This window comes from Glutamicibacter uratoxydans (genome assembly GCF_006539925.1).
Classification (GTDB): Bacteria; Actinomycetota; Actinomycetes; order Actinomycetales; family Micrococcaceae; genus Glutamicibacter; species Glutamicibacter uratoxydans.
Genome location: NZ_BJNY01000017.1, coordinates 1 through 21,887, shown reverse-complemented (window position 1 = coordinate 21,887; position 21,887 = coordinate 1). Strand labels below are relative to the sequence as shown.

The 21,887-nt window shown below is 56.7% G+C and carries 21 protein-coding genes and 1 pseudogene; 9 read left to right on the top strand and 13 right to left on the bottom strand.

The features are described from left to right. Nucleotides 1-94: 94 nt before the first annotated feature. From AUR04nite_RS18355 to AUR04nite_RS13850, 5 genes are all read right to left on the bottom strand, one after another. Nucleotides 95-316, bottom strand: a complete 222-nt coding sequence (locus tag AUR04nite_RS18355) for a helix-turn-helix domain-containing protein (RefSeq protein ID WP_141366114.1) — start codon at nucleotides 314-316, stop codon at nucleotides 95-97. Nucleotides 317-666: 350 nt separating this feature from the next. Beyond that, nucleotides 667-1,599: a UTP--glucose-1-phosphate uridylyltransferase GalU gene (galU, locus tag AUR04nite_RS13865; protein ID WP_141366112.1), complete on the bottom strand. Its 933-nt coding sequence runs from the start codon at nucleotides 1,597-1,599 to the stop codon at nucleotides 667-669. A gap of 258 nt (nucleotides 1,600-1,857) precedes the next feature. Continuing rightward, nucleotides 1,858-2,763, bottom strand: coding sequence for a LysR family transcriptional regulator (locus AUR04nite_RS13860; protein WP_141366109.1), 906 nt, complete (start codon nucleotides 2,761-2,763; stop codon nucleotides 1,858-1,860). Between the two features lie 50 nt (nucleotides 2,764-2,813). Then, a complete protein-coding gene (locus AUR04nite_RS13855; RefSeq protein ID WP_141366106.1) occupies nucleotides 2,814-3,068 on the bottom strand; it encodes a hypothetical protein in 255 nt (84 codons plus the stop codon). A 131-nt stretch (nucleotides 3,069-3,199) separates the two neighbouring features. Continuing rightward, nucleotides 3,200-3,676 (bottom strand): Lrp/AsnC family transcriptional regulator, encoded by a 477-nt coding sequence (locus AUR04nite_RS13850; RefSeq protein ID WP_141366103.1) that lies wholly within the window; start codon nucleotides 3,674-3,676, stop codon nucleotides 3,200-3,202. A 220-nt stretch (nucleotides 3,677-3,896) separates the two neighbouring features. On the opposite strand from AUR04nite_RS13850, the gene AUR04nite_RS13845 reads away from it, so the two are divergent. Then, complete coding sequence (locus AUR04nite_RS13845) at nucleotides 3,897-5,162, top strand: MFS transporter (protein ID WP_246055533.1); 1,266 nt, start codon at nucleotides 3,897-3,899, stop codon at nucleotides 5,160-5,162. 121 nt (nucleotides 5,163-5,283) lie between these two features. Here the strand turns inward: AUR04nite_RS13845 and AUR04nite_RS13840 are convergent, their stop codons facing one another. From AUR04nite_RS13840 to AUR04nite_RS13830, 3 genes are all read right to left on the bottom strand, one after another. Beyond that, nucleotides 5,284-6,270 (bottom strand): LLM class flavin-dependent oxidoreductase, encoded by a 987-nt coding sequence (locus tag AUR04nite_RS13840; RefSeq protein WP_141366098.1) that lies wholly within the window; start codon nucleotides 6,268-6,270, stop codon nucleotides 5,284-5,286. Between the two features lie 141 nt (nucleotides 6,271-6,411). Continuing rightward, nucleotides 6,412-6,615: a cold-shock protein gene (locus tag AUR04nite_RS13835; protein WP_028268826.1), complete on the bottom strand. Its 204-nt coding sequence runs from the start codon at nucleotides 6,613-6,615 to the stop codon at nucleotides 6,412-6,414. Between the two features lie 294 nt (nucleotides 6,616-6,909). Beyond that, the gene (locus AUR04nite_RS13830) at nucleotides 6,910-8,427 is read right to left on the bottom strand and encodes an MFS transporter (RefSeq protein WP_141366095.1); all 1,518 of its coding nucleotides are present in this window, start codon (nucleotides 8,425-8,427) and stop codon (nucleotides 6,910-6,912) included. A gap of 142 nt (nucleotides 8,428-8,569) precedes the next feature. Between AUR04nite_RS13830 and AUR04nite_RS13825 the strand changes: the two genes are divergently transcribed. Together AUR04nite_RS13825 and AUR04nite_RS13820 are read left to right on the top strand one after the other, a co-directional pair. Continuing rightward, nucleotides 8,570-9,124: a TetR/AcrR family transcriptional regulator gene (locus tag AUR04nite_RS13825; protein ID WP_141366092.1), complete on the top strand. Its 555-nt coding sequence runs from the start codon at nucleotides 8,570-8,572 to the stop codon at nucleotides 9,122-9,124. Nucleotides 9,125-9,181: 57 nt separating this feature from the next. Continuing rightward, nucleotides 9,182-10,399 (top strand): MFS transporter, encoded by a 1,218-nt coding sequence (locus tag AUR04nite_RS13820; RefSeq protein WP_246055532.1) that lies wholly within the window; start codon nucleotides 9,182-9,184, stop codon nucleotides 10,397-10,399. A gap of 7 nt (nucleotides 10,400-10,406) precedes the next feature. On the opposite strand, the gene AUR04nite_RS13815 is transcribed toward AUR04nite_RS13820, so the two are convergent. Both AUR04nite_RS13815 and AUR04nite_RS13810 read right to left on the bottom strand, forming a co-directional pair. Next, nucleotides 10,407-11,069: a trimeric intracellular cation channel family protein gene (locus AUR04nite_RS13815; protein ID WP_141366087.1), complete on the bottom strand. Its 663-nt coding sequence runs from the start codon at nucleotides 11,067-11,069 to the stop codon at nucleotides 10,407-10,409. 66 nt (nucleotides 11,070-11,135) lie between these two features. Next, a complete protein-coding gene (locus AUR04nite_RS13810) occupies nucleotides 11,136-11,675 on the bottom strand; it encodes a DUF1697 domain-containing protein (RefSeq protein ID WP_141366085.1) in 540 nt (179 codons plus the stop codon). Between the two features lie 74 nt (nucleotides 11,676-11,749). On the opposite strand from AUR04nite_RS13810, the gene AUR04nite_RS13805 reads away from it, so the two are divergent. Beyond that, nucleotides 11,750-13,705: a S9 family peptidase gene (locus AUR04nite_RS13805; protein WP_141366082.1), complete on the top strand. Its 1,956-nt coding sequence runs from the start codon at nucleotides 11,750-11,752 to the stop codon at nucleotides 13,703-13,705. A gap of 55 nt (nucleotides 13,706-13,760) precedes the next feature. Here the strand turns inward: AUR04nite_RS13805 and AUR04nite_RS13800 are convergent, their stop codons facing one another. Next, nucleotides 13,761-14,192 (bottom strand): RNA-binding S4 domain-containing protein, encoded by a 432-nt coding sequence (locus tag AUR04nite_RS13800; protein WP_141366079.1) that lies wholly within the window; start codon nucleotides 14,190-14,192, stop codon nucleotides 13,761-13,763. A 22-nt stretch (nucleotides 14,193-14,214) separates the two neighbouring features. Then, a complete protein-coding gene (locus AUR04nite_RS13795) occupies nucleotides 14,215-14,529 on the bottom strand; it encodes a hypothetical protein (protein WP_246055531.1) in 315 nt (104 codons plus the stop codon). Nucleotides 14,530-14,663: 134 nt separating this feature from the next. Between AUR04nite_RS13795 and AUR04nite_RS13790 the strand changes: the two genes are divergently transcribed. From AUR04nite_RS13790 to AUR04nite_RS17950, 5 genes are all read left to right on the top strand, one after another. After that, nucleotides 14,664-17,075, top strand: a complete 2,412-nt coding sequence (locus AUR04nite_RS13790; RefSeq protein WP_281285131.1) for a Tex family protein — start codon at nucleotides 14,664-14,666, stop codon at nucleotides 17,073-17,075. 145 nt (nucleotides 17,076-17,220) lie between these two features. Beyond that, on the top strand, nucleotides 17,221-17,718 hold the full coding sequence (locus tag AUR04nite_RS13785) for a ferritin (protein WP_141366071.1): 498 nt from the start codon (nucleotides 17,221-17,223) through the stop codon (nucleotides 17,716-17,718). Between the two features lie 98 nt (nucleotides 17,719-17,816). Then, nucleotides 17,817-18,530: an SH3 domain-containing protein gene (locus AUR04nite_RS13780; RefSeq protein ID WP_141366068.1), complete on the top strand. Its 714-nt coding sequence runs from the start codon at nucleotides 17,817-17,819 to the stop codon at nucleotides 18,528-18,530. A 489-nt stretch (nucleotides 18,531-19,019) separates the two neighbouring features. Then, nucleotides 19,020-20,492 (top strand): sugar transferase, encoded by a 1,473-nt coding sequence (locus tag AUR04nite_RS13775; RefSeq protein WP_141366066.1) that lies wholly within the window; start codon nucleotides 19,020-19,022, stop codon nucleotides 20,490-20,492. An 89-nt stretch (nucleotides 20,493-20,581) separates the two neighbouring features. Continuing rightward, the gene (locus AUR04nite_RS17950) at nucleotides 20,582-20,740 is read left to right on the top strand and encodes a hypothetical protein (RefSeq protein ID WP_170184213.1); all 159 of its coding nucleotides are present in this window, start codon (nucleotides 20,582-20,584) and stop codon (nucleotides 20,738-20,740) included. A 223-nt stretch (nucleotides 20,741-20,963) separates the two neighbouring features. Here the strand turns inward: AUR04nite_RS17950 and AUR04nite_RS13770 are convergent. Next, nucleotides 20,964-21,404, bottom strand: a pseudogene (locus AUR04nite_RS13770) (IS630 family transposase); the annotation flags it as partial. Between the last annotated feature and the right edge of the window lie 483 nt (nucleotides 21,405-21,887).

Here is a 21,887-nt window from a genome sequence, read left to right as displayed (position 1 = left end):
CCTCAGGATCTTGGAAAGTGACCGCTTGGATCTGCGAAGGTAGCAGTCCTTGGAATGGCCAAGCGAAAGAAAGAACGTACGTATTGTGGAACAGCTATTTTTCAGGTGAATTTTCTGGCTCTGGAACGACATTTGCCGACATTAAGTATTCCTGCACGTCGTGCTGGGTTACTCGATAAGATTTTCCCAGCATTAGAGCAGGCAATGAGCCGGACTTGATAAGCCGATAAACCGTCATGCGCGATAGGCGTAGCTTGTCTGCGACTTCGCCGACTGTGAGAAAGGACTGTTCTTCGAACGGTTCTGAGTTTTCCAACGATTCCCCCAAGTTTTTACGTTCATTCCACCCTAGGACAATGGTCCAAATGAATCCACAAGAACCAGGGCTGTGACGTGAAAATGACTTTCGCTTTTAGGGCTTCAAATCATTCTTTGCATTAGTTGCAGTTTCTGTCTAAATACCGTGGCAATAATAATGGAAAGACCCGGCTAATGATGCAAGTAGGCTGCAGCCCTGTAGATCTCTGACCTACACATGTCAGTTCTCTATCGGACTGCAGCCCTACGAGCCCTCATGGATGCCCTGTAACCTGTACGTTCCTAGAAACCTAGGCCACAGATGCCCCCAATCGCCAGGACACCATGAGCTTGGGTGTGGTGCGGTGGCTAGATGCCGCTGCCCACAAGTTCTTCGGAGTCTTCAGCTTCCAAGGTCAATACGAAGTCCCTGAGCCAGGACTTCAGGCCAGGGCCAAGCTCGTCGTTCTCGGCCGCAAGGGTGATGTTCGCCTTGATGTAGCTGAGCTTGTCGCCGGTATCGAAGCGGCGGCCACGGAAGATGACTGCGTGAACGCCCGAGCCTTCGCCCTCGGCGGCTGCCAGAACCTGCAGTGCGTCGGTAAGCTGGATTTCGTTGCCGCGTCCTGGCGGAGTGTTCTCCAGGATTTCAAAGACGCGAGGATGCAGCAGGTAGCGGCCGATGACCGCAAGGTTGCTGGGAGCCTCGTCAACAGCTGGTTTCTCGACTAGACCGTGCACCTTCAGGAAATCGGCCCCCGGTACAGCTTCGACTTCCGCGCAACCGTAAGCGCTGATTTCCTCAGGGCGTACTTCCATCAACGCAATGACAGATCCGCCGGTGCTGCGCTGGACATCAGCCATGATGGTCAACAGCTCGTCGTCCTCATGGATCAGGTCATCTCCGAGCAGGACAGCAAAAGGCTCCTGGCCAACATGCTGCTTGGCGCACAAGACTGCATGTCCCAGACCGCGTGGATTTCCCTGGCGGACGTAGTGGATGTTGCCTAGATCGGTGGCTTCCTGAATCAGATCCAGCTTCTTCTGGTCGCCTTTGCCACTCAGCGCGGCTTCCAGTGCGGGCACACGATCGAAGTGGTCTTCCAGAGCGCGCTTGCTGCGGCCGGTGACCATCAGCAGGTCGGTGAACCCTGACTTTACGGCTTCTGAGACAACGTACTGAATGGCCGGCTTGTCGACTACCGGCAGCATCTCCTTGGGCATGGCCTTGGTCGCCGGCAAAAAGCGGGTACCGAGGCCTGCCGCTGGAATGACGGCTTTGGTGATTGATGCAGGAGGCATATTCAAAGAAACCTTCTCCATATGATGTTTTGGGATGAATGAAGCGTAGTTCAATCAAAACATTAAAGCGGAAGGTAAGCGTCAGCTAAAACAGATTCCCTTATGCATTTGTCTGCACCTTTGGCGAATACTCGGACTTTTTGGATGGATGAAATCAAAAAAGGTTACTCAATCGTTATCTATACCGGCGGGTATGACGTAACTTGCTCGGAATAGAAATATCGACAAAGTATTGGAAGTTGAGGTGATCTTGAGGATTTATCGTGCAAGGACTTGAGCGAGGCGATCCAAGACCAGATCTGCCTTTGGCTTCTTGGAGTTCTCCGGCTTCAGCGCGAAGATCGAGCGGGCTAGGCGGATCTCGGGGGCGTCGACAATGCGGATTCCCTCGGGCATATTTGCCATGGCCAGATCCGGAACCAGGGCGGCTCCCAAGCCGGAGGCGACCAGGCTGAGGGATGCATTGAAGTCGTCGCAGTAGGCGGCCACCTGCGGGTGGATGTTGTAAGAGGCGAACAGTCGCGAGATCAGCGTGGCATCGGAGGTGCCAGGGTGGTGGAAGATCCACGGCCATTCGGCCAGCTGGTCCACCGTCAGCTGGGAATCCTCGGCAATGGGCCAGGAAGCCGGAATGACCACGCGGAACTGGTCGTCTCCCAGCCAGGTGCGTTCCAGGGAAGCAGGCCACGACAAGCCACCGGGGCCCACCTGGAAGATCAGCGCAAGGTCCAAGTCTCCGCCGGTGCCGAGCCCCGCCACAGTCTGCTGCGGCTCGCCGATCCACAGGCGAAGGTTGATGCCCAGCGAATTCCAATCCTCAGCCTTCAAGATCTGCGGCAGTGCGAAGGTGGCCAGCGAAGGGAAGATGCCGAGCTTGATTTCTTCGTTCTCCGCCGAGTCGGTGGAAATCGTGGCGACGTCTGCCATGAGTGCATCCAGATCGGTGAGCACGCGCTTGGCATGGCGGACCATGCGCATGGCGCCAGCAGTCGGCGTGATGGAGCGTGCGCCGCGCACGAACAGCGTGGTGCCGGTGCTGCGCTCCAGCGCAGTCATCTGCTGGGAGACGGCGCTGGCGGTGTAGCCGAGCCGTGTGGCGGCGGTGGCGAACGACCGGTGGGCCACGACTTCTAGCAGGGTGCGCAAATGAACTGGATTAATCACAGCTAAATTCTAAGGCTTCTAGCGATAGATTTTCTTAGGCACGGCAGAGGTCAGTCGTCCTCGTCCCCTGATTCATCGTCATCGTCGTCGTTGCTGTCATCGTTGAACTCGTTGTCCAGCTCGTCGACGGTTTCCAGGTCATCGTCGTAGAGGTAGTTGCGTTTTGCCAGCGGGTCGATATTGCGCATGGTCTCCGGCATGTCGCTGGAGCCTTCATAAGCCTGGGAATCGCGGCCGTCATCTGGTTCGTAGATGTCGTTGCCGTATTCAGGTGCAAAGTCGGTTGGTTCAAAGTCCCGGCTCATGGCGTACTCCTTCGATGTGGACGAGGATCTGCCGGAAGTCGGGCACATACCTCGTGACTTCTCTTGGCACCAGCCTAGAACCGTATTGACCTGAACAAAAGACTTGAATTCGCGTGTCGCAGGTAGTTCTTTTAATGGTCGTGCTCTGCGTAGTGCTCCAGCAGCGGCGAAGCGCGGTAGGCAAGGTGCGAATGCAGGGCGAAGGTGGTTTCCGAACGGGTCACGCCCTTGATGCGCAGGATCTGGCGCAGCACCAGCTGCAGCTGGTGGGTATCGGTGGCGATCAGCCTGACCCACAAATCGCCGCGGCCCGACGTTTCATGGATTTCAAGGACATTGGGGATCTGCCGCAGCGAGGTGACCACGGCATCCAGCTCGCGGTGATTGACTTCCAGGGTCACGAAAGCCAACACGTCATAGCCCAGCAGGCCGAGGTCGATATCCCTGCCGCCTTCGCGCAGGATCTCGGCACGCTGCAGCCGGCGGAGGCGGGACTGCGCGGTGTTGCGGGCCACCCCTGCTTCATCAGCTAATTCCGAGACCTGGATCCTTGGATCCCTGATCAATGCCAAGAGGATCTTCAGATCAACCTCGTCCAACCGAACCATTTGCGCACTCCCAATACCGTCAAAGGCCAGAGATTTGACCATATTGCTCAAATCCTACCAATTAATGTCTCTCAATGAGATCTCAGGGTAGATATTAGTGAGTGAACGAACTGCGGCAGTAGACAAACGCTTACAGAACGCTCAAATCACCGGTGGGGCAGCGAATCGCCCCGCCGGTAAAAAACTTTCATCATCGAATCATCTGCAATTTCGTGGGAGCATGCCTGTGTCCGTCATCAGTGAACTACGCATGCGCCCAGCCGCAGCTACCCGCGAGATGACTTGGAACCCGGGCGTCACCGCACGCTTGGTGATTACGGTAGTCGTCAGCTTCATGCTGCTGGTCGGCGCGAACCTAGCCACTCCGCTGTACCCCCACCTGCAGACCGAGCTGAACCTCGGCCCCATGGGAACCACCATCGCCTTCTCCAGCTACGTCTGCTCGCTGATGGTCTTCCTGCTGGCCGTGGGCCACTGGTCAGATCACATCGGCCGGCGCGCGGCCCTGGTGCTGGCAGTGCTGGTCTCCATGGCAGGAACTTTCGTCTTCGCCTACGCTTCGGATCTCACCGAGCTGTGCATTGGCCGCGGGCTGCAGGGCGCCGGCGTGGCCTTGGCCACCGGAGCCACCGCGGCGGCGCTGCGCGAACTGCTTCCCACCAAGCCTGCCTGGGCTTCACGCTTCACCCTCCTGGCATCCTCCGGCGGCGTGGCCTTCGGCCCGTTCTTCGGAGGCCTGCTCGCAGCACTTCCGGGCGGGCGCACCACCGTGTTCATGACCCAGCTGGTCCTGCTGCTGATTGTCCTGATCCCGCTGGGAACCCTGCAGGCGCGTCCGGCCATCGGCATCCCTTCGGCAGGGCAAAGGACCAAGGCCCTGGCGCCGCGGCGCATCGGCATTCCACGTGAAGCACGCCTGCACTTCTGGATGGCGGCACTGGTAGGCTTCCTCAGCTTTGCGGTCTTCGGCTTTGTGCTCTCCTTGGCTCCGGGCTACATGGCCAATGCCTTCGACCTTGACGCACTGTGGGCCATCGGCCTGATCGCAGGACTTCCGCTGGGCGTCTCCGCCCTGTCCCAGGTAGTGGTCCGCGGCGGCAACTACCTGCTGCCCCTGGGATTGATCTTGCTGGGTGCCGGCACCGTGTCCCTGAGCTTCAGCGCCACCCAGGGTTCCCTGCCGGTGGCGGTGGCTTCCCTGGCCATCCTAGGCCTGGGCCAGGGCATTGCCTTTCGCACTGCGTTCGCCCTGTGCGTAGATGCGGTGAGCACCGAACTGCATGCGCAGACCGTCTCAGCCATCTACCTGGTGACTTACCTGGGCAGCGCGGTGCCGGTGATTGCACTGGGCTGGGCTGTGGGACGCTTCGGCGAGGCTCCCAGCATCTTTGTCTTCTCCATTCTCTGCGCCCTGGCCGGCGCGCTGCTGGCCAGCTGGGCCATCTTCTGGCTCAAACAGAGCCGCCACTTCCTGCGCGTCGAGTAGGCACCGCAGAAAGCATCAAAAGCAATCAAGAAATCCACCCCAGAATGTTCTTCAAGGAACATCTGGGGTGGATTGCTCTGTATGAGTTCCGGTCAACAAAACCGAAGTTGGGCTTTCGAACCTAGGCGTTCAGTCCTGCGGCCTGGGCGGTGATGATCACCGAATCAAGACGGGTTTGGTCATCGGTGGGGTAATGCACGGTAATTAGCTCATCAGCCTGCGAGGTCTGGGCAAAGCGCTCAAGGTAGTCTGCCACCTGTTCGCCGGTGCCCACCGCGGTGTAGCGCATCATGTCCAGGATCTGGGCCGCCTGAGGGGTGTCCATGAGCATGTCCACCTCTGCCTCGGTGAATGTCTTGTCGGCGCCGCGGCCCAGGAAGCTTGCCACGCGGTGGCGGCGGGCGGCCTCGAACAGCTCGTGGGCCCGCTCGCTGGTTTCAGCTGCGGCCACGCCGACCCCGGCAATGACATAGGGCTCGGCCAGTTGCTCCGAAGGAGTGAATTCCTCGCGGTACAGCTGGACCGCCTGATGCAGGGCGGCCGGGGCGAAGTGCGAGGCGAAGGAATATGGTAGGCCCAGCTGGGCGGCCAGTTTGGCGCCGAACAGCGAAGAGCCCAAGATGTACAGCGGCACATGGGTGCCAGAGCCCGGGATGGCTTGCACGGTGGGGATGCGTGACTTTCCTGCCAGATAGGCCTGCAGCTCAAGTACGTCGTGCGGGAAGGTATCCGCAGCCGAGGGGTCGCGGCGCAGAGCGCGCAACGTGTTCATGTCGGTGCCGGGTGCGCGGCCCAGGCCCAAGTCGATGCGGTCTCCGAAGATCTCGGCCAGGGTGCCGAACTGTTCGGCGATCACCAAGGGGGAGTGGTTGGGCAGCATGACCCCGCCGGAGCCCAAGCGGATGCGCTCGGTGTGGTGGGCGATGTGGCTGATCAGAATCGAGGTGGCGCTGGAAGCGATGGTTGGCATGTTGTGGTGCTCTGCATACCACACACGCTCGTAGCCATTTCGTTCAGCGGTCTGCGCCAGCCTGACCGAGGATTTGAATGAGTCTGCAATTGAGCCTCCGGGGGAGACCGGGGCGAGGTCCAGAATTGATAGCTTCACACTATTTTCAACTGGGGCAATTGGGGTTCTATTCCTTGCATGCGCAAATAATCATGTGATTAAAAAGCTGTGGGCGGCTATCCGAAATGGATAGCCGCCCACAGCGGTTAAAAGTCAGGCGTTAGTGCTAAAGACCTTCGATTAGAGAGCGCGGATGTCTGCAGCCTGCAGACCCTTTGGACCCTCAACTACTTCGAACTCAACCTTCTGGCCCTCGTCCAGGGTGCGGAAGCCCTGGGTCTGGATAGCGGTGAAGTGTGCGAACACGTCTGGATCGCCGCTGTCTGGAGCAATGAAGCCGAAGCCCTTTTCAGCGTTAAACCACTTGACGATTCCGGTTGCCATATTCTTATTTGGTCCTTTCAGACGTTTCTCGCCGACTAATTGATGAGGCGATCTTGGTTGTAATCTACGCAGGAACGATGATGTTGCCATCGATTGATCCTGCGAAGCAGCCAAGTACTTCACTTCACGTCTAGAAGGGATCGCGCCAACCGAGATGGTCCGACATTCACAAACTTCTAAAGGGTACTTCGCGAATTACTTTGGAACTACACAGCCTAGCCTACGTGGTCACAAGCCACATTTGAATAACCTGAGCTCAAATAATCAAAAATTTGAGATATTGATTCGTAATGTTTACCGGGCCGCTGGTTTGATGACCTTGGCGACAACAATTGCCGCCACGATTGACAGCACTGCGGCAATGGCCGCCGTGTACATGACACCGTGGTCAAAGGCCTCTGCGGCTGACTGCAGCAGCGCCGCCGCGGAAGCTGGATCCAGGGTAGCGGCCACCTGGTGCGCGCCGCCCAAAGTCTCGGAGGCCTGGGCCGCCGAAGCTGCGGACAGTGTTTCCGGAGTCATGAGCTTGGCACTGTAGACGGTGTTCAGGATGGTGCCCAATACCGCGGTGCCCAGAACTGTGCCTACCTCATAGGCGGTTTCGGAGATTGCGGAGGCGGCGCCAGCCTTGGAGGCGGGAACTGCGGACAGAGCCATGTCATTGGACAGGGTCTCGGTCATGCCGATGCCGGTGCCCAACACGCAGAAGGCAATCATCAGTAGCGCAATGCTCGGGTTGTTTCCGGCAATGATGACCAGCGTGTAGGCAAGTGCCGAGAACAGCAGGCCTGCCATCATCACATTGGGCGAACCGAACTTCTTGGACAGTCCCACCGCCAGCAGGCCGAAGGCCATGGAGAGGATCATGCCAGGAGTCATCAGCAGGCCAGCCTGCAGCGGGGTGTAGCCGGCAATGAGCTGCAGGTGCTGGGAAACGAAGTAGATGAAGCCGATCAGCGAGAAGATGCCGATCAGGTTCACCAGCAGCGAGCCGGAGAACATGGCGTTGCTGAACAGGCGCACGTCGATCATGGGGATCTTGGTGCCCAGCTGGCGGCGCACAAAGCTGATGCCGCTGATGACCGAAACCACCAGGGCGACAATGAGCAGGTACCACGGCGCGGTGGAGAAGGACTTGATGGCAAAGGTGAAGGGCAGCAGGGTCAGCACGATCAGGGCAATGGAGATCGGGTCAACCTTGCCGGGATTCGGGTCCTTGGATTCTGGAACCAGGACCAGTCCGCCGATCAGCAGGGGCAGCAGCATGGGCACTGCGAGCAGGAAGACCGAGCCCCACCAGAAGTGGTTGAGCAGCACGCCGCCCACCAGCGGGCCGAGCACTGCGCCGCCCGAGAAAGCGGCGGCCCAGATGGCGATGGCAGTGCGGCGCTCGGTGTCGTCAATGAAGATATTGCGGATCAGCGACAGGGTGGCAGGCATCAGCATGGCGCCGAAGAGGCCGAGCAGCGCGCGCGAGGCGATCAGCTGGTTGGGGTCGGTGGCAAAGGAAGCAAAGGCGGAAACCGCGGCGAAGCCGGAAGCGCCGATCAGCAGCAGGCGGCGGCGTCCGATGCGGTCGCCCAGCGAGCCGAAGGGAACAAGCAGGCCGGCGAGGATCAGCGGGTAGATGTCAATGATCCACAGCTGCTGGGTTCCAGTGGGTGCCAGCGCCTCGGCAATTGCGGGCACGGCAAAGGTGAGCACCGTGTTGTCTACGGAAATGAGCAGTACCGGGAAAAGGAGCACAACAAGTGCCGCCCAACGTCGCGGCTTGGACAGCGTTGATGTCTGGTCGGTGAGTAGTGAGCTCATGAATATCATCCTGTTTTTCAGTGTTTTGGGCCCAGTAGTGACCGGGACAAAAAATAACTATACCGTCCAGACGGTATAGTTACAATCTTTGGGTATGGTTGTACTCATCACTAATGGACTTTCGATCCCCGAATGGAGCTCAATGGCACGGCCCCCTGCAGCACGCACCAAGGTTTTAGACGCCTATATTTCACTGTTGTGTGAAGAAGGCGAGCGTGCTGCAACCATGGAAGCCACCGCCGCGAAGGCCGGTGTTTCCAAGGGCGGCCTGCTCTACCACTTTGCCTCCAAGGAAGCCCTGGCTGAAGCGGTGGTAGCGCTGAGCGAGGAGCTGATCCTGTTGGACCTGCAGGATATGAATACCGCGGAAGAGGGCGCCGCTTCCTATTTCATCCGCACCAGCGCCCAGGTGGATACCGAGCTGGACCGTCTGCTGCTCGCGTTGCAGCGGCTGGCGCAGTCAGGCGTGGAATCGGCCAACACCCAATTGGAGAGCATTTCCTCTCGCTGGCTGGAAGCGCTCATGGAAGAGGTGGGGGACAAGGATATTGCCCACCTGATCATGCTGATCTCCGAAGGGCTCTACGCATTTACCGGGACCCCGGGGACCTGGTACCAGCGAAACTTTGAAGGTAACCTCTCCCACTTACTAGAGTTAGTCCCGCAACTAAAAAAGTTGGGTCATCGCAACCAATAGTCTTTGAGGTAATAGTCCATGTCGAGTACCAGCCCGAAAACTTCAATGAAGGGAAGAGTGGGGGCACTTCTCGGCATTTTGCTGTTGGCATTATCGCTGCGCGCGGCGGTGGTTTCCGTGCCGCCCCTGCTGGCGAGAATCCAAAACGATATCCAGTTCACTGAATTCACCATTGGCCTTCTGGCAACGCTCGCACCGATTGTCTTCGCGGTCTTCGGGCTGCTCACCCCGCGGCTGATCCGCGGCTTCGGGCTTGAACGCACACTGATGCTTTCCATAGCTCTGGCAATTGTGGGCCAGGTGGCCCGCATCTTCATGCCGGAAGTCTATTCATTCCTCGGAATGTCAATCGTTGCCCTGGCCGGCTACGGCGTAGGCAACGTGGTGCTGCCTCCTTTGGTGAAGAAATATTTCCCCGACCGCATCGGAACTGTCACCAGCGGCTATGTCACCATGCTGGCTATCGGCACCTGGATGGCGCCGCAGTTCTCGGTGCCACTGGCCAACGCCACCGACTGGCAAATCTCCATCGGCTCCTGGGCGGTGCTTTCCACCATTGTGCTGATCCCGTGGCTGCTGCAGCTGATCGCTGACCGAAACGTGGACCGGCCAGACCAGCCGCTGAACGCGGCGGGCGCCGCCCACCCGCTAGTGAAGATCAACCCGTGGAAGTCGAAGGTTGCCTGGGGCCTTGCCATCTTCCTGGCTGGCAACTCGGCGCAGACCTACGTGTACTTCACGTGGCTTCCGCCCTACCTGCAGGCCCGCGGCCTGGACGAGCTGACCTCCGGCAACATGCTGGCCTTGTTCGCAATTCTGGGCCTGCCGGTCTCGTTGTTGGTGCCCCTGTGGGTGCCGCGGCTGAAGAACCCGATCATTGCAGTGCTGGTTTTCACCGTCTTCTGGGTCACCGGACACCTGGGCATCTACCTGTCCCCAACCAACGGCACCGCCTTCTGGGTGGCCATGGCAGGACTGGGACAGGGAACCTTCGCCATTGCGCTGCTGATGATGAACCTGCGTTCGCGCACCACCTATGGTTCGGGCGTGCTTTCAGGCTTCGCACAGGGCCTGGGCTACGCCGGCGCCGGCATTGTCCCGATGCTCTTTGGCGTGGTGCAGAAAGCCACCGACTCGTGGGGAGTCGCCTTCTCCATGCTCGGCATCTGTGTGGTGGTCATGCTCATTGGCGCGGTGATCATCAATCCTCCTCGCACCATTGAAGATACGGCTCCGGGAGCCGAGGACGCAGGCAAGCTGGAGCGGATCAACTAGCGGAAGCTTAGAGGAAGTGCCGGCGGGGCCCGTCATTGGCCGGAGGGCTTGGCGGGTTCTCCCGGTGCCAGTGGCCCGCCGCCATGGGGACGCTCCACCCGAAGCGGATGGATGAGAGCCGCAGTACGAAGGTCAGTGCCGCAATGCAGATGCCCACCGCAAGATTCAGGATGCCCAGGTTCCAGGCGAAGGCCGTGGCGGTGGCGCCAAGGATGGCGGGGATGGCGTAGATATCCCTCGGGTTGAACAGATCTGGGGTCACATTGGCAATGACATCTCGCATCATGCCACCGCCTACGCCGGTGATGACACCCAACAGCACCGAAGAGACCGGGTTGAAGTCATTTTCCAGGGCCTTCATGGTTCCGGTCATACAGAACAATCCGAGGCCCGCGGCGTCAAAGATGAGCACCAGACGGTGAAGCTTCTGCACTGCTGGGGTAAACGCGTAGACGCACAGGGCCGCCAGGATGGGCGGGGCGAAATAGATGGGGTGCAGAAAGGTTGCCGGAGACTGGTTCAGAATCAAATCTCGGACTACACCGCCGCCAAGACCGCAGACTCCGCCGAGGAACGCAGAACCCAGCATGTCGAATCCTCGACGGGCGGCCATCAGCGAACCGGATACGGCAAAGAAAAAAATACCAACAAGTTCAACGATGGTCAGCATCTACGGGCTCTCAGTCAAAGTTCAACGGCGAACAAAGCAACGATTTATTATGCCGTGCGAACCAGCTCATTGAACAATCGAGGCAAGCTTGACCAAGGTGTTGTGATTGCGGGTGGTGATCAACTGTTTGCGGGCCTGCGAGGTATGGAGCTTGGAGAGCGGATCGGTGGTGCTCTGACCCTTGCGGACAATCCAGCACAGGGCACGCCCAGTCAAGGCCAAGTCGGCCTCCGGTGCAGCTTCGCGAGCCAGCTCAAGAAGCTGCTGCGCGTGGGCCTGAGATTCACACAGGGTCAGATACCCATGGTGCTCGGCCACTGGTTCGGGAAGGTCTAGAGGAAAGGGTCCTCCCAACTGGATGATCTCTTTAGCTGAGTAGGCCAGGGTGGGGATGGACCTGCCGTATTCGGCTTCGAGAAGTTCATTGCACCGTTGCTGAACCTCCAGAAGCCCGGCATCACCCGGATCGAGCACCACATTCCCGCTGGCCAGCAGGGTGCGCACCTGAGTGTAGCCGGCATTCGCCAGCAGAGCGCTCAAATCCTTCATCAAGACTTTGACCCCGCCGACGTTAACGCCGCGTAAAAACAGCACAATTTTTGACATGGAATAATCCAATCCCATCGAGTTTGCGCTTGTCGAGGGTCGAAAGCCAAGACAAAGCTGGTTAGGATCAAAATATGCCTACAAAACTGCCCTTTGGCTCCTGGCCGTCAACCATTACTGCTCATGATGTTGCAGCAGGCACCAAACCATTGGGCGGTGCATGCTTTTACCAAGATCAAATCATTGTCCAGGAAGGCCGCCCAGCAGAAGGCGGACGCAACACCCTGGTTTCTTATTCTTTGGACTCAGACCAGCCGGCAGAACAGCTCATTGCCCAGCCCTATAACGTCCGTTCACGCGTTCATGAATACGGCGGCTCAAGTTGGGCTCTGATCACCGGACGTATCCAAGACGCGATTGTCTTTTCCAACTTCTCGGACCAGCGCGTCTACCTGCAGCAGTTCGGCCAGGCGGCGCCCATTGCACTGACCCCAGACTCTTCGGTGAACTCCGACCCGGCACTGCGCTTTGCCGAGTTCATTCAGGGACCGGACCGGACAGTACTGGCAATCATGGAAGACCTCACCGCCACCCCGGTCAGGCATATAGTCCAGATCCCGCTGGATGGCTCTGCGGCGGAAGACGCAACGGCCATCAGGGTGCTGACCGAACCAGCACGCTTCGTTGCTGCCCCGCGATTGAACCCGGATGGCAGCAAGCTGTCATGGATCAGCTGGGAACACCCCAACATGCCATGGGACGGCACTGTACTGCACTTGGCAGAGTTCACCGATGCAGGAACTCTGGAAGACCAGGTGATTGCCGGAGGAACTGACATTTCCATCATGCAGCCCGAATGGGTTGATGATGACCGGCTGGCATTTATCGGTGACAAATCAGGCTGGTGGAATCCGTACATCTACCAGCTCAGTTCTGCACGTACCACCAGGCTGGTGGATCGCGCGGCAGAATTCGCCGGCCCGCTGTGGCAGGTTGGCACCGGGTGGTATCTGGTGGAAAACCAGCACACCCTGCTGTGCTCCTATGGCACCGGAACCACCAAGCTCGCCCGGGTCCACGCAATGACCGGGGGAGTAGAAGACATCAACCTGCCTTTCAGCCGCATCAAGCCGCTGCAGGTACGGGACGGCTGGCTGTTGGCAGGCACTTCCTCCATGACCCAGGGCGAACAGATCACCCTGGTCAATCTTCAGACCCTGGAACACCGGGCCATCACCAACTCTATCCAGCAGCTGCCGGAGCCATCGATGCTTCCGTCAGTGGAAGAGTTTGAATGCTCCAATGAGGCAGGACAGAAAGTCCACGCACTGCTCTACCGCCCCTACCAAGAAGGCTATGAAGGAACCGACGGGGAGCTGCCTCCCTTCGTCACCTTTGTCCACGGCGGGCCCACCGCACAAGCCGCGGCAACGCTGAACGCTGCGGTGGCTTACTACACCTCACGCGGCATCGGCGTAGTAGACGTCAATTACGGCGGCTCCACAGGCTACGGCCGCGAGTACCGCAACAGGCTGCGCGGAGCCTGGGGAGTAGTAGACGTTGCAGACACCACCGCAGTGATCAAGGCATTGGTAGCCCAAAAGATCGCTGACCCTGCACGTATCGGCATCGAAGGCGGCAGCGCCGGCGGCTGGACAGTCCTATGCTCCCTGACCTTCTCCGATGTGTTCACCGCAGGAATCAGCCGTTACGGAGTCTCCGATCTGCTGGGCCTGGTCCAAGACACTCACGACTTTGAGTCCCAGTACATGTTCTCCCTGGTAGGCCCTTACCCGGAAGCGGCAGACCTGTATGAGAAACGCGCACCGATCAACCACGTCTCAAAGATCTCCTGCCCGGTACTGCTGCTGCAGGGAGACGAGGACAGGGTAGTTCCGCCGGCCCAGTCGGAGATCGTCGCCAAGGCGCTCGCCGAGCGCGGCATTCCACATGCCTACATTCTTTTTGCCGGTGAGCAACATGGCTTCAGGCAGTCGGCGAACATCATCAAGGCGCTGGAGAGCTCTTTGGCTTTCTATGCACAGATCTTCGGATTTGAGACCGACGTCCCAGCGATTGAATTGTCCTAGAAAATGACAAGGTCTTCTTTCCGGCTATGAAATAGCCGGAAAGAAGACCTTGGTTTTAGAGTTCGTCAGCATCGAATTCGGAGAAGTCGAATTGGTCATCTGAACCCTGCCATGAAGTACGGAGTCGATCCATCTCCCGGCGGTCCTTTTTGGTGGGACGGCCGGCACCGCGTTCGCGAATGGGAACCTGGGGAATGATGACTTTTTCGCGCGGCGGAGTATGGTCGATATAGCATTTGGTGGCCATCGCAGCGCTGACGCGCTTGGGAATCAGCCCAACAACTTCAAGTTCGCGGTCAAAGCCGTTTTTGCGGACGCGGATGCGGTCTCCGGGAACTACCGGCTGGGCTGCCTTGACTGAAATTCCATTGAGGCGGACGTGACCGGCGCGGCAGGCGGTGGTTGCTTCTGAACGGGTTTTATAAACGCGTACTGCCCATAGCCATGCATCAATGCGAATCTTGCCGCTAGTAGGAATCTCGACCATAGAAAAAAGTCTAGAACAAAAGCTAGTTGGCTTGAGCCGTTGCGTCGTCACATGCCTTGACCAAGCGGTTCTGCAAAGATTTCGACACGTTGTCGCCGGAGTCGGCCAGCTCATTGAGAACGTCAACGAGGGACTGGGGCAGACCGCCGCCTTCAACAGATCCCACCATGGACGAAAGCACGCGCAGTTCGCTGGCGTCGATTGATCCATCTTGGATCGGCGCGCAGGCTTGGCGTACTACCTCTTTGGTCGCGGCATCGGTTAGCTGGTTGGCTGCTGATGATGCACTGTCCTCGATCACAGAGCAGCTTGCTGTCATCAGAGTCAGTACTGACATCAAAATGAGTATTGATGTCTTACGAAAATGAACTTTCCCCATGAGAAAAAGTGTAGCTACACACTTTTAGGATCCGCTGAATGCGAGCCGAGTCGATCATCAGAAGATTTTCTTTGATGGTGCACAATGGTTCGGTGAGTAGCGAACAGAAGAATAACGCAGCCAGCACGGCAGTTGAACAGCGCATCATTGATCAGCTGGCTAAGGAACTATCCGTTGAATCTAAGGTCCAGGCATGGCAGGTCAAAGCAGCCATTGAACTGCTTGATTCCGGATCTACGGTTCCGTTTATTGCACGCTACCGCAAAGAAGTCACCGGCATGCTCAGCGACAGCCAGTTGCGTCTTCTGGAAGAACGCCTGCGCTACCTTCGTGAGCTGGAAGACCGCAGGGTTGCTGTCCGCGAAGCAATTGCCGAAGCCGGCAAGCTGACAGATCAGCTGGATGCGGCAATCGCCGCGGCAGCCACGAAATCTGAGCTTGAAGACATCTACCTGCCGTTCAAGTCCAAGCGCCGCACCAAGGCGCAGATTGCCCGTGAAGCAGGCTTGGAGCCATTGGCTGATCTGCTGTTGAGCAATCCACAGATTGATCCGGTAGAGGCCGCTGCACAGTACCTGAACGCGGGAGCTGGTTTCGCTACGGACGTTGACGTGCTTTCCGGTGCACGTTCCATCGTGACTGAGCGTGTTTCCCAGGACGTTGTTCTCGCGGCTGATCTCCGAGAGCGTTTATGGAAGACGGGCAAGATTGGTTCCAGCCAGGCCGCCGGAGCTAGCAGTGAAGGCACCGGAAAATACTCCGATTACCTTGACTATGTTGCAGACCTGGACAACTTGCCATCGCACCGGGTACTGGCACTGCTGCGCGGTGAACGCGATGGCGTTTTGAATCTGCAGCTTGCCGAGGCAGATCCCCGCGACAGTGATGCTGTGGAAGCTGCGCGATCCGGCTACGAGAACGCGATTGCAGCGTCTCTGGGCATTACCGCGGCCGCGGATGCCCCTGCAGGCAAGTGGTTGGCCCAAACAGTTCGCCTGGCGTGGAAAGCACGCCTGCTCACCCGTTTCGAATCGGACTTGCGTTCGCGTCTCTTTGAAGCTGCAGAAGATGAATCGGTCAAGATTTTTGCCGCCAATCTGCGTGATGTTCTTCTTGCCGCTCCGGCAGGAAACAAAGCAGTACTAGGCCTGGACCCAGGCTTGCGCACCGGCGTCAAGGTGGCGGTAGTGGATCTGACCGGCAAAGCCATTGAAACTGCCACTATCTATCCGCATGCTCCAGCGAACAAGTGGAACGAATCAGTAGCGATCCTGACAAAGCTTGCGCAGAAGCACGGCACGTCATTGATTGCGGTAGGCAACGGCACCGCAGGGCGTGAAACCGACCGCCTGGCGGCCGAGGTCATCAAGGCTTTGGGGACCAAAGACGTCAGCAAGGTGATCGTGTCGGAGGCAGGAGCTTCGGTCTACTCTGCATCCGAGCTGGCAAGCCAAGAACTGCCGGGCATGGATGTCTCGCTGCGTGGTGCAGTGTCAATTGCCCGCCGATTGCAGGACCCGCTGGCAGAACTGGTCAAGATTGATCCAAAGTCCATTGGCGTGGGCCAGTACCAGCATGATGTGACTGCCTCGAAGCTTGACCGTGCGCTGGATGCGGTCGTGGAAGACTGCGTAAACGCAGTTGGCGTTGATGTGAATACCGCTTCTCCATCTCTGCTGGCGCGTGTGGCTGGCGTGGGCCCTCTGCTCAGCCGCAATATTGTTGACCACCGCAACGCCAACGGCCCATTCGCTACGCGCAAGGACTTGCTCAAGGTGCCGCGTCTGGGTGCCAAGGCCTTTGAACAGTGTGCAGGGTTCCTGCGCATTACCGGAGGCAAGGAAAAACTTGATGCCTCCTCGGTACACCCAGAAGCCTATAAGCTGGCACGGACCTTGCAGAAGGCCGCAGAAGAACAGGGCCGGCGCCTGGAGGAACTGAAGCCAGCAGATTTTGTGACTGAGCAGTTCGGCGAGCCGACCATCCGTGACGTGGTGGCAGAACTGCAGCGCCCGGCACGAGACCCGCGTGGAGAGTTCGTCACCGCGACGCTCAAAGAAGGCGTGGAGTCCATCAGCGACGTCAAGCCCGGAATGATCATGGAAGGCACGGTATCTAACGTTGCCGCCTTCGGCGCCTTCGTTGACTTGGGCGTGCACCAGGACGGTTTGATTCACGTATCGGCGATGAGCAACAAGTTCATTTCCGATCCGCGTGAAGTGGTCAGCTCGGGCCAGATCGTCAAGGTCAAGGTCTTGGATGTTGATACTGCACGCAAGCGTATTTCTTTGACCTTGCGTTTGGATGATGAGCTTGCAGCGGGCGAGCAGGACAAGCCTGCCGGCCAGCGTGACCGCGCATCGCGGAACAGTGGCAGGGAGCAGCGTGCGGGACAGCCCCGCACTGCCCAGCGTGGACGAGTGCAGAACGGCGGCAAGACCCAGCAGCCAGCTGCGAACACAGCCATGGCTGAAGCACTGCGAAGGGCTGGACTGGGTAAGTAGGCTTCCTAGCTTTACTTACCGTTGCCTTGGTTAGCACCGGCTTGCTTAACTACAGGCCAACTGTTGGTTATAGCCTAATTCGGCCATGACTAAGTGTGTCCAAACTTCGGTGACAAAGCAAAGAAACCCACATAATCTATTGAGCATGGAACTTACAGGAAAACTGGCAGAAGCCTTCAACAACCAAGTAACCCTTGAACTGACCGCTGCTACGGTTTACCGCCAGCTGGCAATCGAGATGGACGTACTGAGCCTTCCCGGTATTGCTGGTTGGTTCCGTGCCCAGGCCGGCGAGGAAATCGAACACGCAGAGAAGTTCATGAATCACATGACCGACCGCTCGGCCCACCCGAAGATCGGTGAACAGCACGCACCAGTGGTGAACGTGAAGTCTGTTGCAGATGCGTTCGCCGCTTCGCTGGCACACGAACAGAAAGTCTCGGAAGCCATCCGCGAGCTGTACCGCTTGGCACAGACTGAGGGAGACATTGACTCCATCCCTCTGCTGCACTGGTTCATTGACGAGCAGGTCGAAGAAGAAGCCACCGTTGGCGAGATTCTTGACCGCGTTAAGCTGATCGGCAATGACGGCAGCGGACTGCTTCGTTTGGACGCTGAACTGAGCTCACGCAAAGAGAGCTAATACGCAGAAGAAACAACTTCTAAAAATGGAATAAACTTAGGGAAGCAGCTTCTTTGCTGCTTCCCTAAGTTTTTTCTTTTGAGGTGGTTGTGAAACAGATGGGTTACCCGCAGGCAGCATCTGGTTCGCCGGCTGTTTCGCGTACCCACCGCACGACTGCAACGCTGAAACTCCGCAAGGGTGCAGGGCGGCACTACCTGGTGCAAAGCACTCTGGCACAAGGGACAGAACTGTCCTTGGTTGAAGTCCAGGGCTCTTGGGCCCACGTGTATGTTCACCAGATCTATGGGTGGGTTCCAAATATCTATTTGGAACCTATTCCGGCTGAGTTTGAAGAAACACCGGCACTGCGTCAAGAAGCAACGGAACACGAACCTGTCTTGACCCGCTACGCGCTGATTGAGACGACGCACGAAACGACGGCAACACTAAATCTTCGCAAGGGCAGCGGAACCGGATACCCGGTTCTCAAAGTCATTGACCATGGCACACGAGTACGTTTGATACTTCAGCAGGGACTTTGGTCGCAGATACAGTGCAACCAACTTCTTGGTTGGGTACCCAGCATGTATTTGCACCGGCTGCCTGCTCGACCCGCTCAAAGCGGATTAATTGCAGTGCCTAACCAGCGTGCACTCACCACTATCCGGCTGAACGCCCGCAAAGGACCGGGGGACCACCATGGCTTAGCCCGGATCCTGCAGGCCGATACAGCGGTGATCATTGTCGCTCGCCAAGGAGCGTGGCGGCAGATCGAGCGTGAGGGTGAGCGCATGTGGGTTCCAGCTAGCCAGCTGCGCACCGTTTACTGACTGAATTAGTGTGACTTTTGGTAGCAATGTACGTCACGCTACGATCAAGGTAGAAACTCATTACCAATCTATGGTTGACAAAGTAGTATTTTGAATCTATAGGAGATGTTTTTATCTTACTTATGTTTCAGGTATTCTTGGTCATGCATCCGTTTCATCGCAGGAAGCAAACTGTTCAATTCGAGTTTACCTGCACAGGCAAGGTAACCAAGTAAATATCCTAGTCAGATGAATGAAATAGTTAAAAAATTGCCATGGTTAATTATTTGAGTACTTGAATCTGTAACTCGTGAATATCGTAGTTGACGGCAGATTTACTAGTCGCCCTAAAGTCTCATCGGCTGATGAGGCTATTTCTATATATCGCTCAATTGCCGTGTTGGAAACTTTGCCTGTAAAGTATTGTTCATCGCACGTATTTCTTTAAATTAGTGCGCTGTACTGCATCTCGGGGAATGAGGTAGTGCATTTTGCTAAGAGTGGGGCTATATGGCAACGATTGAGAGAGGCGCGTTAGTGGAAAGCGGCACGGGCAAATGGTGTCAGTTTTTGCCAAAACTCGTTGGATCCGTGGACGCGGTTGCCATTATTACGGCCATGGCAACGGCACAATTAGTTCGATTCGGACCAGATTCGCATGCGCAACTCCCGTCAGACCAATTCGAACCGAGCTATTTGACGATCAGCATGGTCCTAACCATAGTTTGGTGGATATCGATCGGAAGTTCCGGTAGTAGGAACATTCGAGTTCTGGGTACGGGAATCGATGAATATAAAGATGTCACCAAGGCGACTTTTTACTTCTTCGGTGGAATTGCCATTTTTTCCTATGCTTTCCAATTGAGCACAGCACGTGGCTACGTAGGAATTGCCTTACCTATCGGAATTATCTTACTTGTAGTTGGGCGGTGGACTGTTAGTAAATGGGTGCGAAAAAATCGACGTAATGGATATTTCACTCGGAACGTATTAATTTTAGGCTCCCCTAGCGCCGTCGAACACTTGCACGAGCGGTTAGAAAGCTCACCAGAAGCTGGATATCACGCAACAGCAGCAGCACTGCCAGGATTTAGCTTTAATTCACCGTCAGGAGACGAGCTTCCTTTGCCAGTTCTTACGGTATCTAGCCATGTTCGCGACATAGTTGCAGCTATCGATGGAAATGGCATTGACGTAGTTGCAATCTCCGCAGGTTCAAATATCAAACCTCGAAAGATTCGTGAACTGGGCTGGGAACTGCAAGCTCGAAGCATATCCATGGTCATGGCCCCCGCTCTTACCGACATTGCGGGTCCGCGGATTCATACTCAACCGGTGGCAGGGCTTCCGCTGATTCATGTGTCGACTCCAAAACTTGTGGGTTTCCAAGCAGGAATTAAACGAGCCTTCGACATTATTGGTGCTGCGTTGGCGATGCTTCTACTTTCTCCGGTCTTTCTCATAACCGCACTGGCCATCCGCGCGGGATCACCTGGGCCAGTTTTCTATGAGCAGGAACGTGTTGGTACATTAGGAAACGTATTTCAGATGTTCAAGTTCCGGTCGATGATCGTCAATGCCGACAAGCTAATTGACGAACTTAAAGACGATTCGACGGGTAACGGGATTCTCTTTAAGATGAAAGATGATCCACGCGTAACTCGGGTGGGGGCATTCATTCGTCGCTACAGCATTGACGAACTGCCGCAACTTTGGAATGTACTCAAGGGCGATATGAGTATGGTTGGCCCTCGTCCACCATTAAAGTCAGAAGTAGATCAGTATGAACAATATGTAGAACGCCGCCTTTTGGTGAAACCTGGAATCACAGGCCTGTGGCAGGTCAGCGGTCGTTCTGATCTGACATGGGACGAAAGTGTCCGTCTCGATTTGTTTTATGTTGAGAATTGGTCATTGATCCAGGACTTGACCATCCTTATTCGGACAGTCAAAGCAGTCTTGGGTAAGTCAGGTGCATATTAGTCTATCCTAGTGGGGTTGTGACAGGACGTTTGGGTTGGCCAGGTGAAGTAAGGGAAGATTAGTAATTCTCTAGCTGACATGGATCGTTAATGCTAAAAATTGTTCAACGTAAAAGTGCCCAGAACTGGCTGACGACTGAAACCATCATGATTGTTGGTCCACGGATGTTTTGGGTTGAACCAAACCTGAGAATACTCTTTCACCACGGCCCAAGCCAGTATCCGGCTGCTCAAGATAAGGCGATGTAATTTGGCTTCCTCATCTTTAGATGTCGATTCGGCTATGGCATTGCCCGGTTACTCTGATGATGCTCACGGGCTGATTTACACCGTATGCTTCATGCCTAAACTCGAATGCGTCTAAAGAGTCTTGCATGTTTAGGCCGTTCTTAATTGTCAAATTTGGTAGTGACCAGGTTGCAGTTTCGAGCGTCGCAGCATATGTGAATCTAGTGGTCCGTTCTAAAGTTCCTCAAGGATTCGCCTTCGCCAAAACCTGCTCAGCAGTCTTTGTCCAAACAAACGGATGCTTCCGCTGATTCCACCCACTAACCGACGTCCAGATCTTCGCATTCAAGTCTTTCACACTCGTGAAAGTAACCCGCTCAATCGCTTGCCGGTCGATAATCCCAAACCAGACCTCCACCAGGTTCAGCCACGAGCCGCTGGCCGGGGTGAAATGCACGCTGATTTTCGGACGATTCTTCAGCCAGTCCTTGACCTGCTGGGTCTTATGGGTCGCGTAGTTGTCCATCACTAGATGCAGTTCTTGATCTAGATAGGCTCGATCGACTTGGCGCAGGAACGAGAGGAACTCTTGCCTGCGGTGCTCGGGCTTACATTCGCCAGTGACTTCGCCGGTGTAGAGGTTCATCGCGGCGAACAGGTTTCCAGTGCCATGGCGAACATAGTCATGGGTTCGTTTTTAAGTGTCTCCCATTCTCATCGGCAGCAACGCGCGGTGAGATCCAAGGCTTGAATCTGAGCCTTTTCGTCAATGCAGAGAACTATTGCGTTCTGGGGCGGGTTCAGATATGGGCCGATCACGTCGGTGACTTTGCTGATCTTTTCAGGCTCTGTAGAGAATTCGAACGTTTCACTGCGCTAGGGCTGGATGTCGCCCTCTCTCCAAGCCTTGTCTACGGTGGTGTTGCCGATGTCCAGATGAGTACCGAGCAGGCGTGAAGGCCAGTTTGTGACACCGTACTTTTCGGTGGTGCGGCCAGGGTCGCGGCGACGATGTCGGTGTGGCCGATTTGTTGTGGACGCCCGGCACGCGGTGCGTCGAGCAAGCCTTCGATCCCGGCGTAGTCGAGTCGGTGGCGTCAATTGATGACCTTTGAGGCGGTGGTGCCGAGGTGGTGGACGATGACCGTGTTGGCGGTCCCCTCGGAGC

Bases quoted from the DNA above. Each gene is read 5' to 3' on its own strand.
- galU (WP_141366112.1), bottom strand. From the start codon at position 1,599: ATGCCTCCTGCATCAATCACCAAAGCCGTCATTCCAGCGGCAGGCCTC.
- AUR04nite_RS13855 (WP_141366106.1), bottom strand. From the start codon at position 3,068: ATGAGCCGGGACTTTGAACCAACCGACTTTGCACCTGAATACGGCAAC.
- AUR04nite_RS13850 (WP_141366103.1), bottom strand. From the start codon at position 3,676: ATGGTTCGGTTGGACGAGGTTGATCTGAAGATCCTCTTGGCATTGATC.
- AUR04nite_RS13845 (WP_246055533.1), top strand. From the start codon at position 3,897: ATGCCTGTGTCCGTCATCAGTGAACTACGCATGCGCCCAGCCGCAGCT.
- AUR04nite_RS13835 (WP_028268826.1), bottom strand. From the start codon at position 6,615: ATGGCAACCGGAATCGTCAAGTGGTTTAACGCTGAAAAGGGCTTCGGC.
- AUR04nite_RS13830 (WP_141366095.1), bottom strand. From the start codon at position 8,427: ATGAGCTCACTACTCACCGACCAGACATCAACGCTGTCCAAGCCGCGA.
- AUR04nite_RS13825 (WP_141366092.1), top strand. From the start codon at position 8,570: ATGGCACGGCCCCCTGCAGCACGCACCAAGGTTTTAGACGCCTATATT.
- AUR04nite_RS13815 (WP_141366087.1), bottom strand. From the start codon at position 11,069: ATGCTGACCATCGTTGAACTTGTTGGTATTTTTTTCTTTGCCGTATCC.
- AUR04nite_RS13810 (WP_141366085.1), bottom strand. From the start codon at position 11,675: ATGTCAAAAATTGTGCTGTTTTTACGCGGCGTTAACGTCGGCGGGGTC.
- AUR04nite_RS13805 (WP_141366082.1), top strand. From the start codon at position 11,750: ATGCCTACAAAACTGCCCTTTGGCTCCTGGCCGTCAACCATTACTGCT.
- AUR04nite_RS13800 (WP_141366079.1), bottom strand. From the start codon at position 14,192: ATGGTCGAGATTCCTACTAGCGGCAAGATTCGCATTGATGCATGGCTA.
- AUR04nite_RS13795 (WP_246055531.1), bottom strand. From the start codon at position 14,529: ATGTCAGTACTGACTCTGATGACAGCAAGCTGCTCTGTGATCGAGGAC.
- AUR04nite_RS13785 (WP_141366071.1), top strand. From the start codon at position 17,221: ATGGAACTTACAGGAAAACTGGCAGAAGCCTTCAACAACCAAGTAACC.
- AUR04nite_RS13780 (WP_141366068.1), top strand. From the start codon at position 17,817: ATGGGTTACCCGCAGGCAGCATCTGGTTCGCCGGCTGTTTCGCGTACC.
- AUR04nite_RS13775 (WP_141366066.1), top strand. From the start codon at position 19,020: ATGGCAACGATTGAGAGAGGCGCGTTAGTGGAAAGCGGCACGGGCAAA.
- AUR04nite_RS17950 (WP_170184213.1), top strand. From the start codon at position 20,582: ATGCTAAAAATTGTTCAACGTAAAAGTGCCCAGAACTGGCTGACGACT.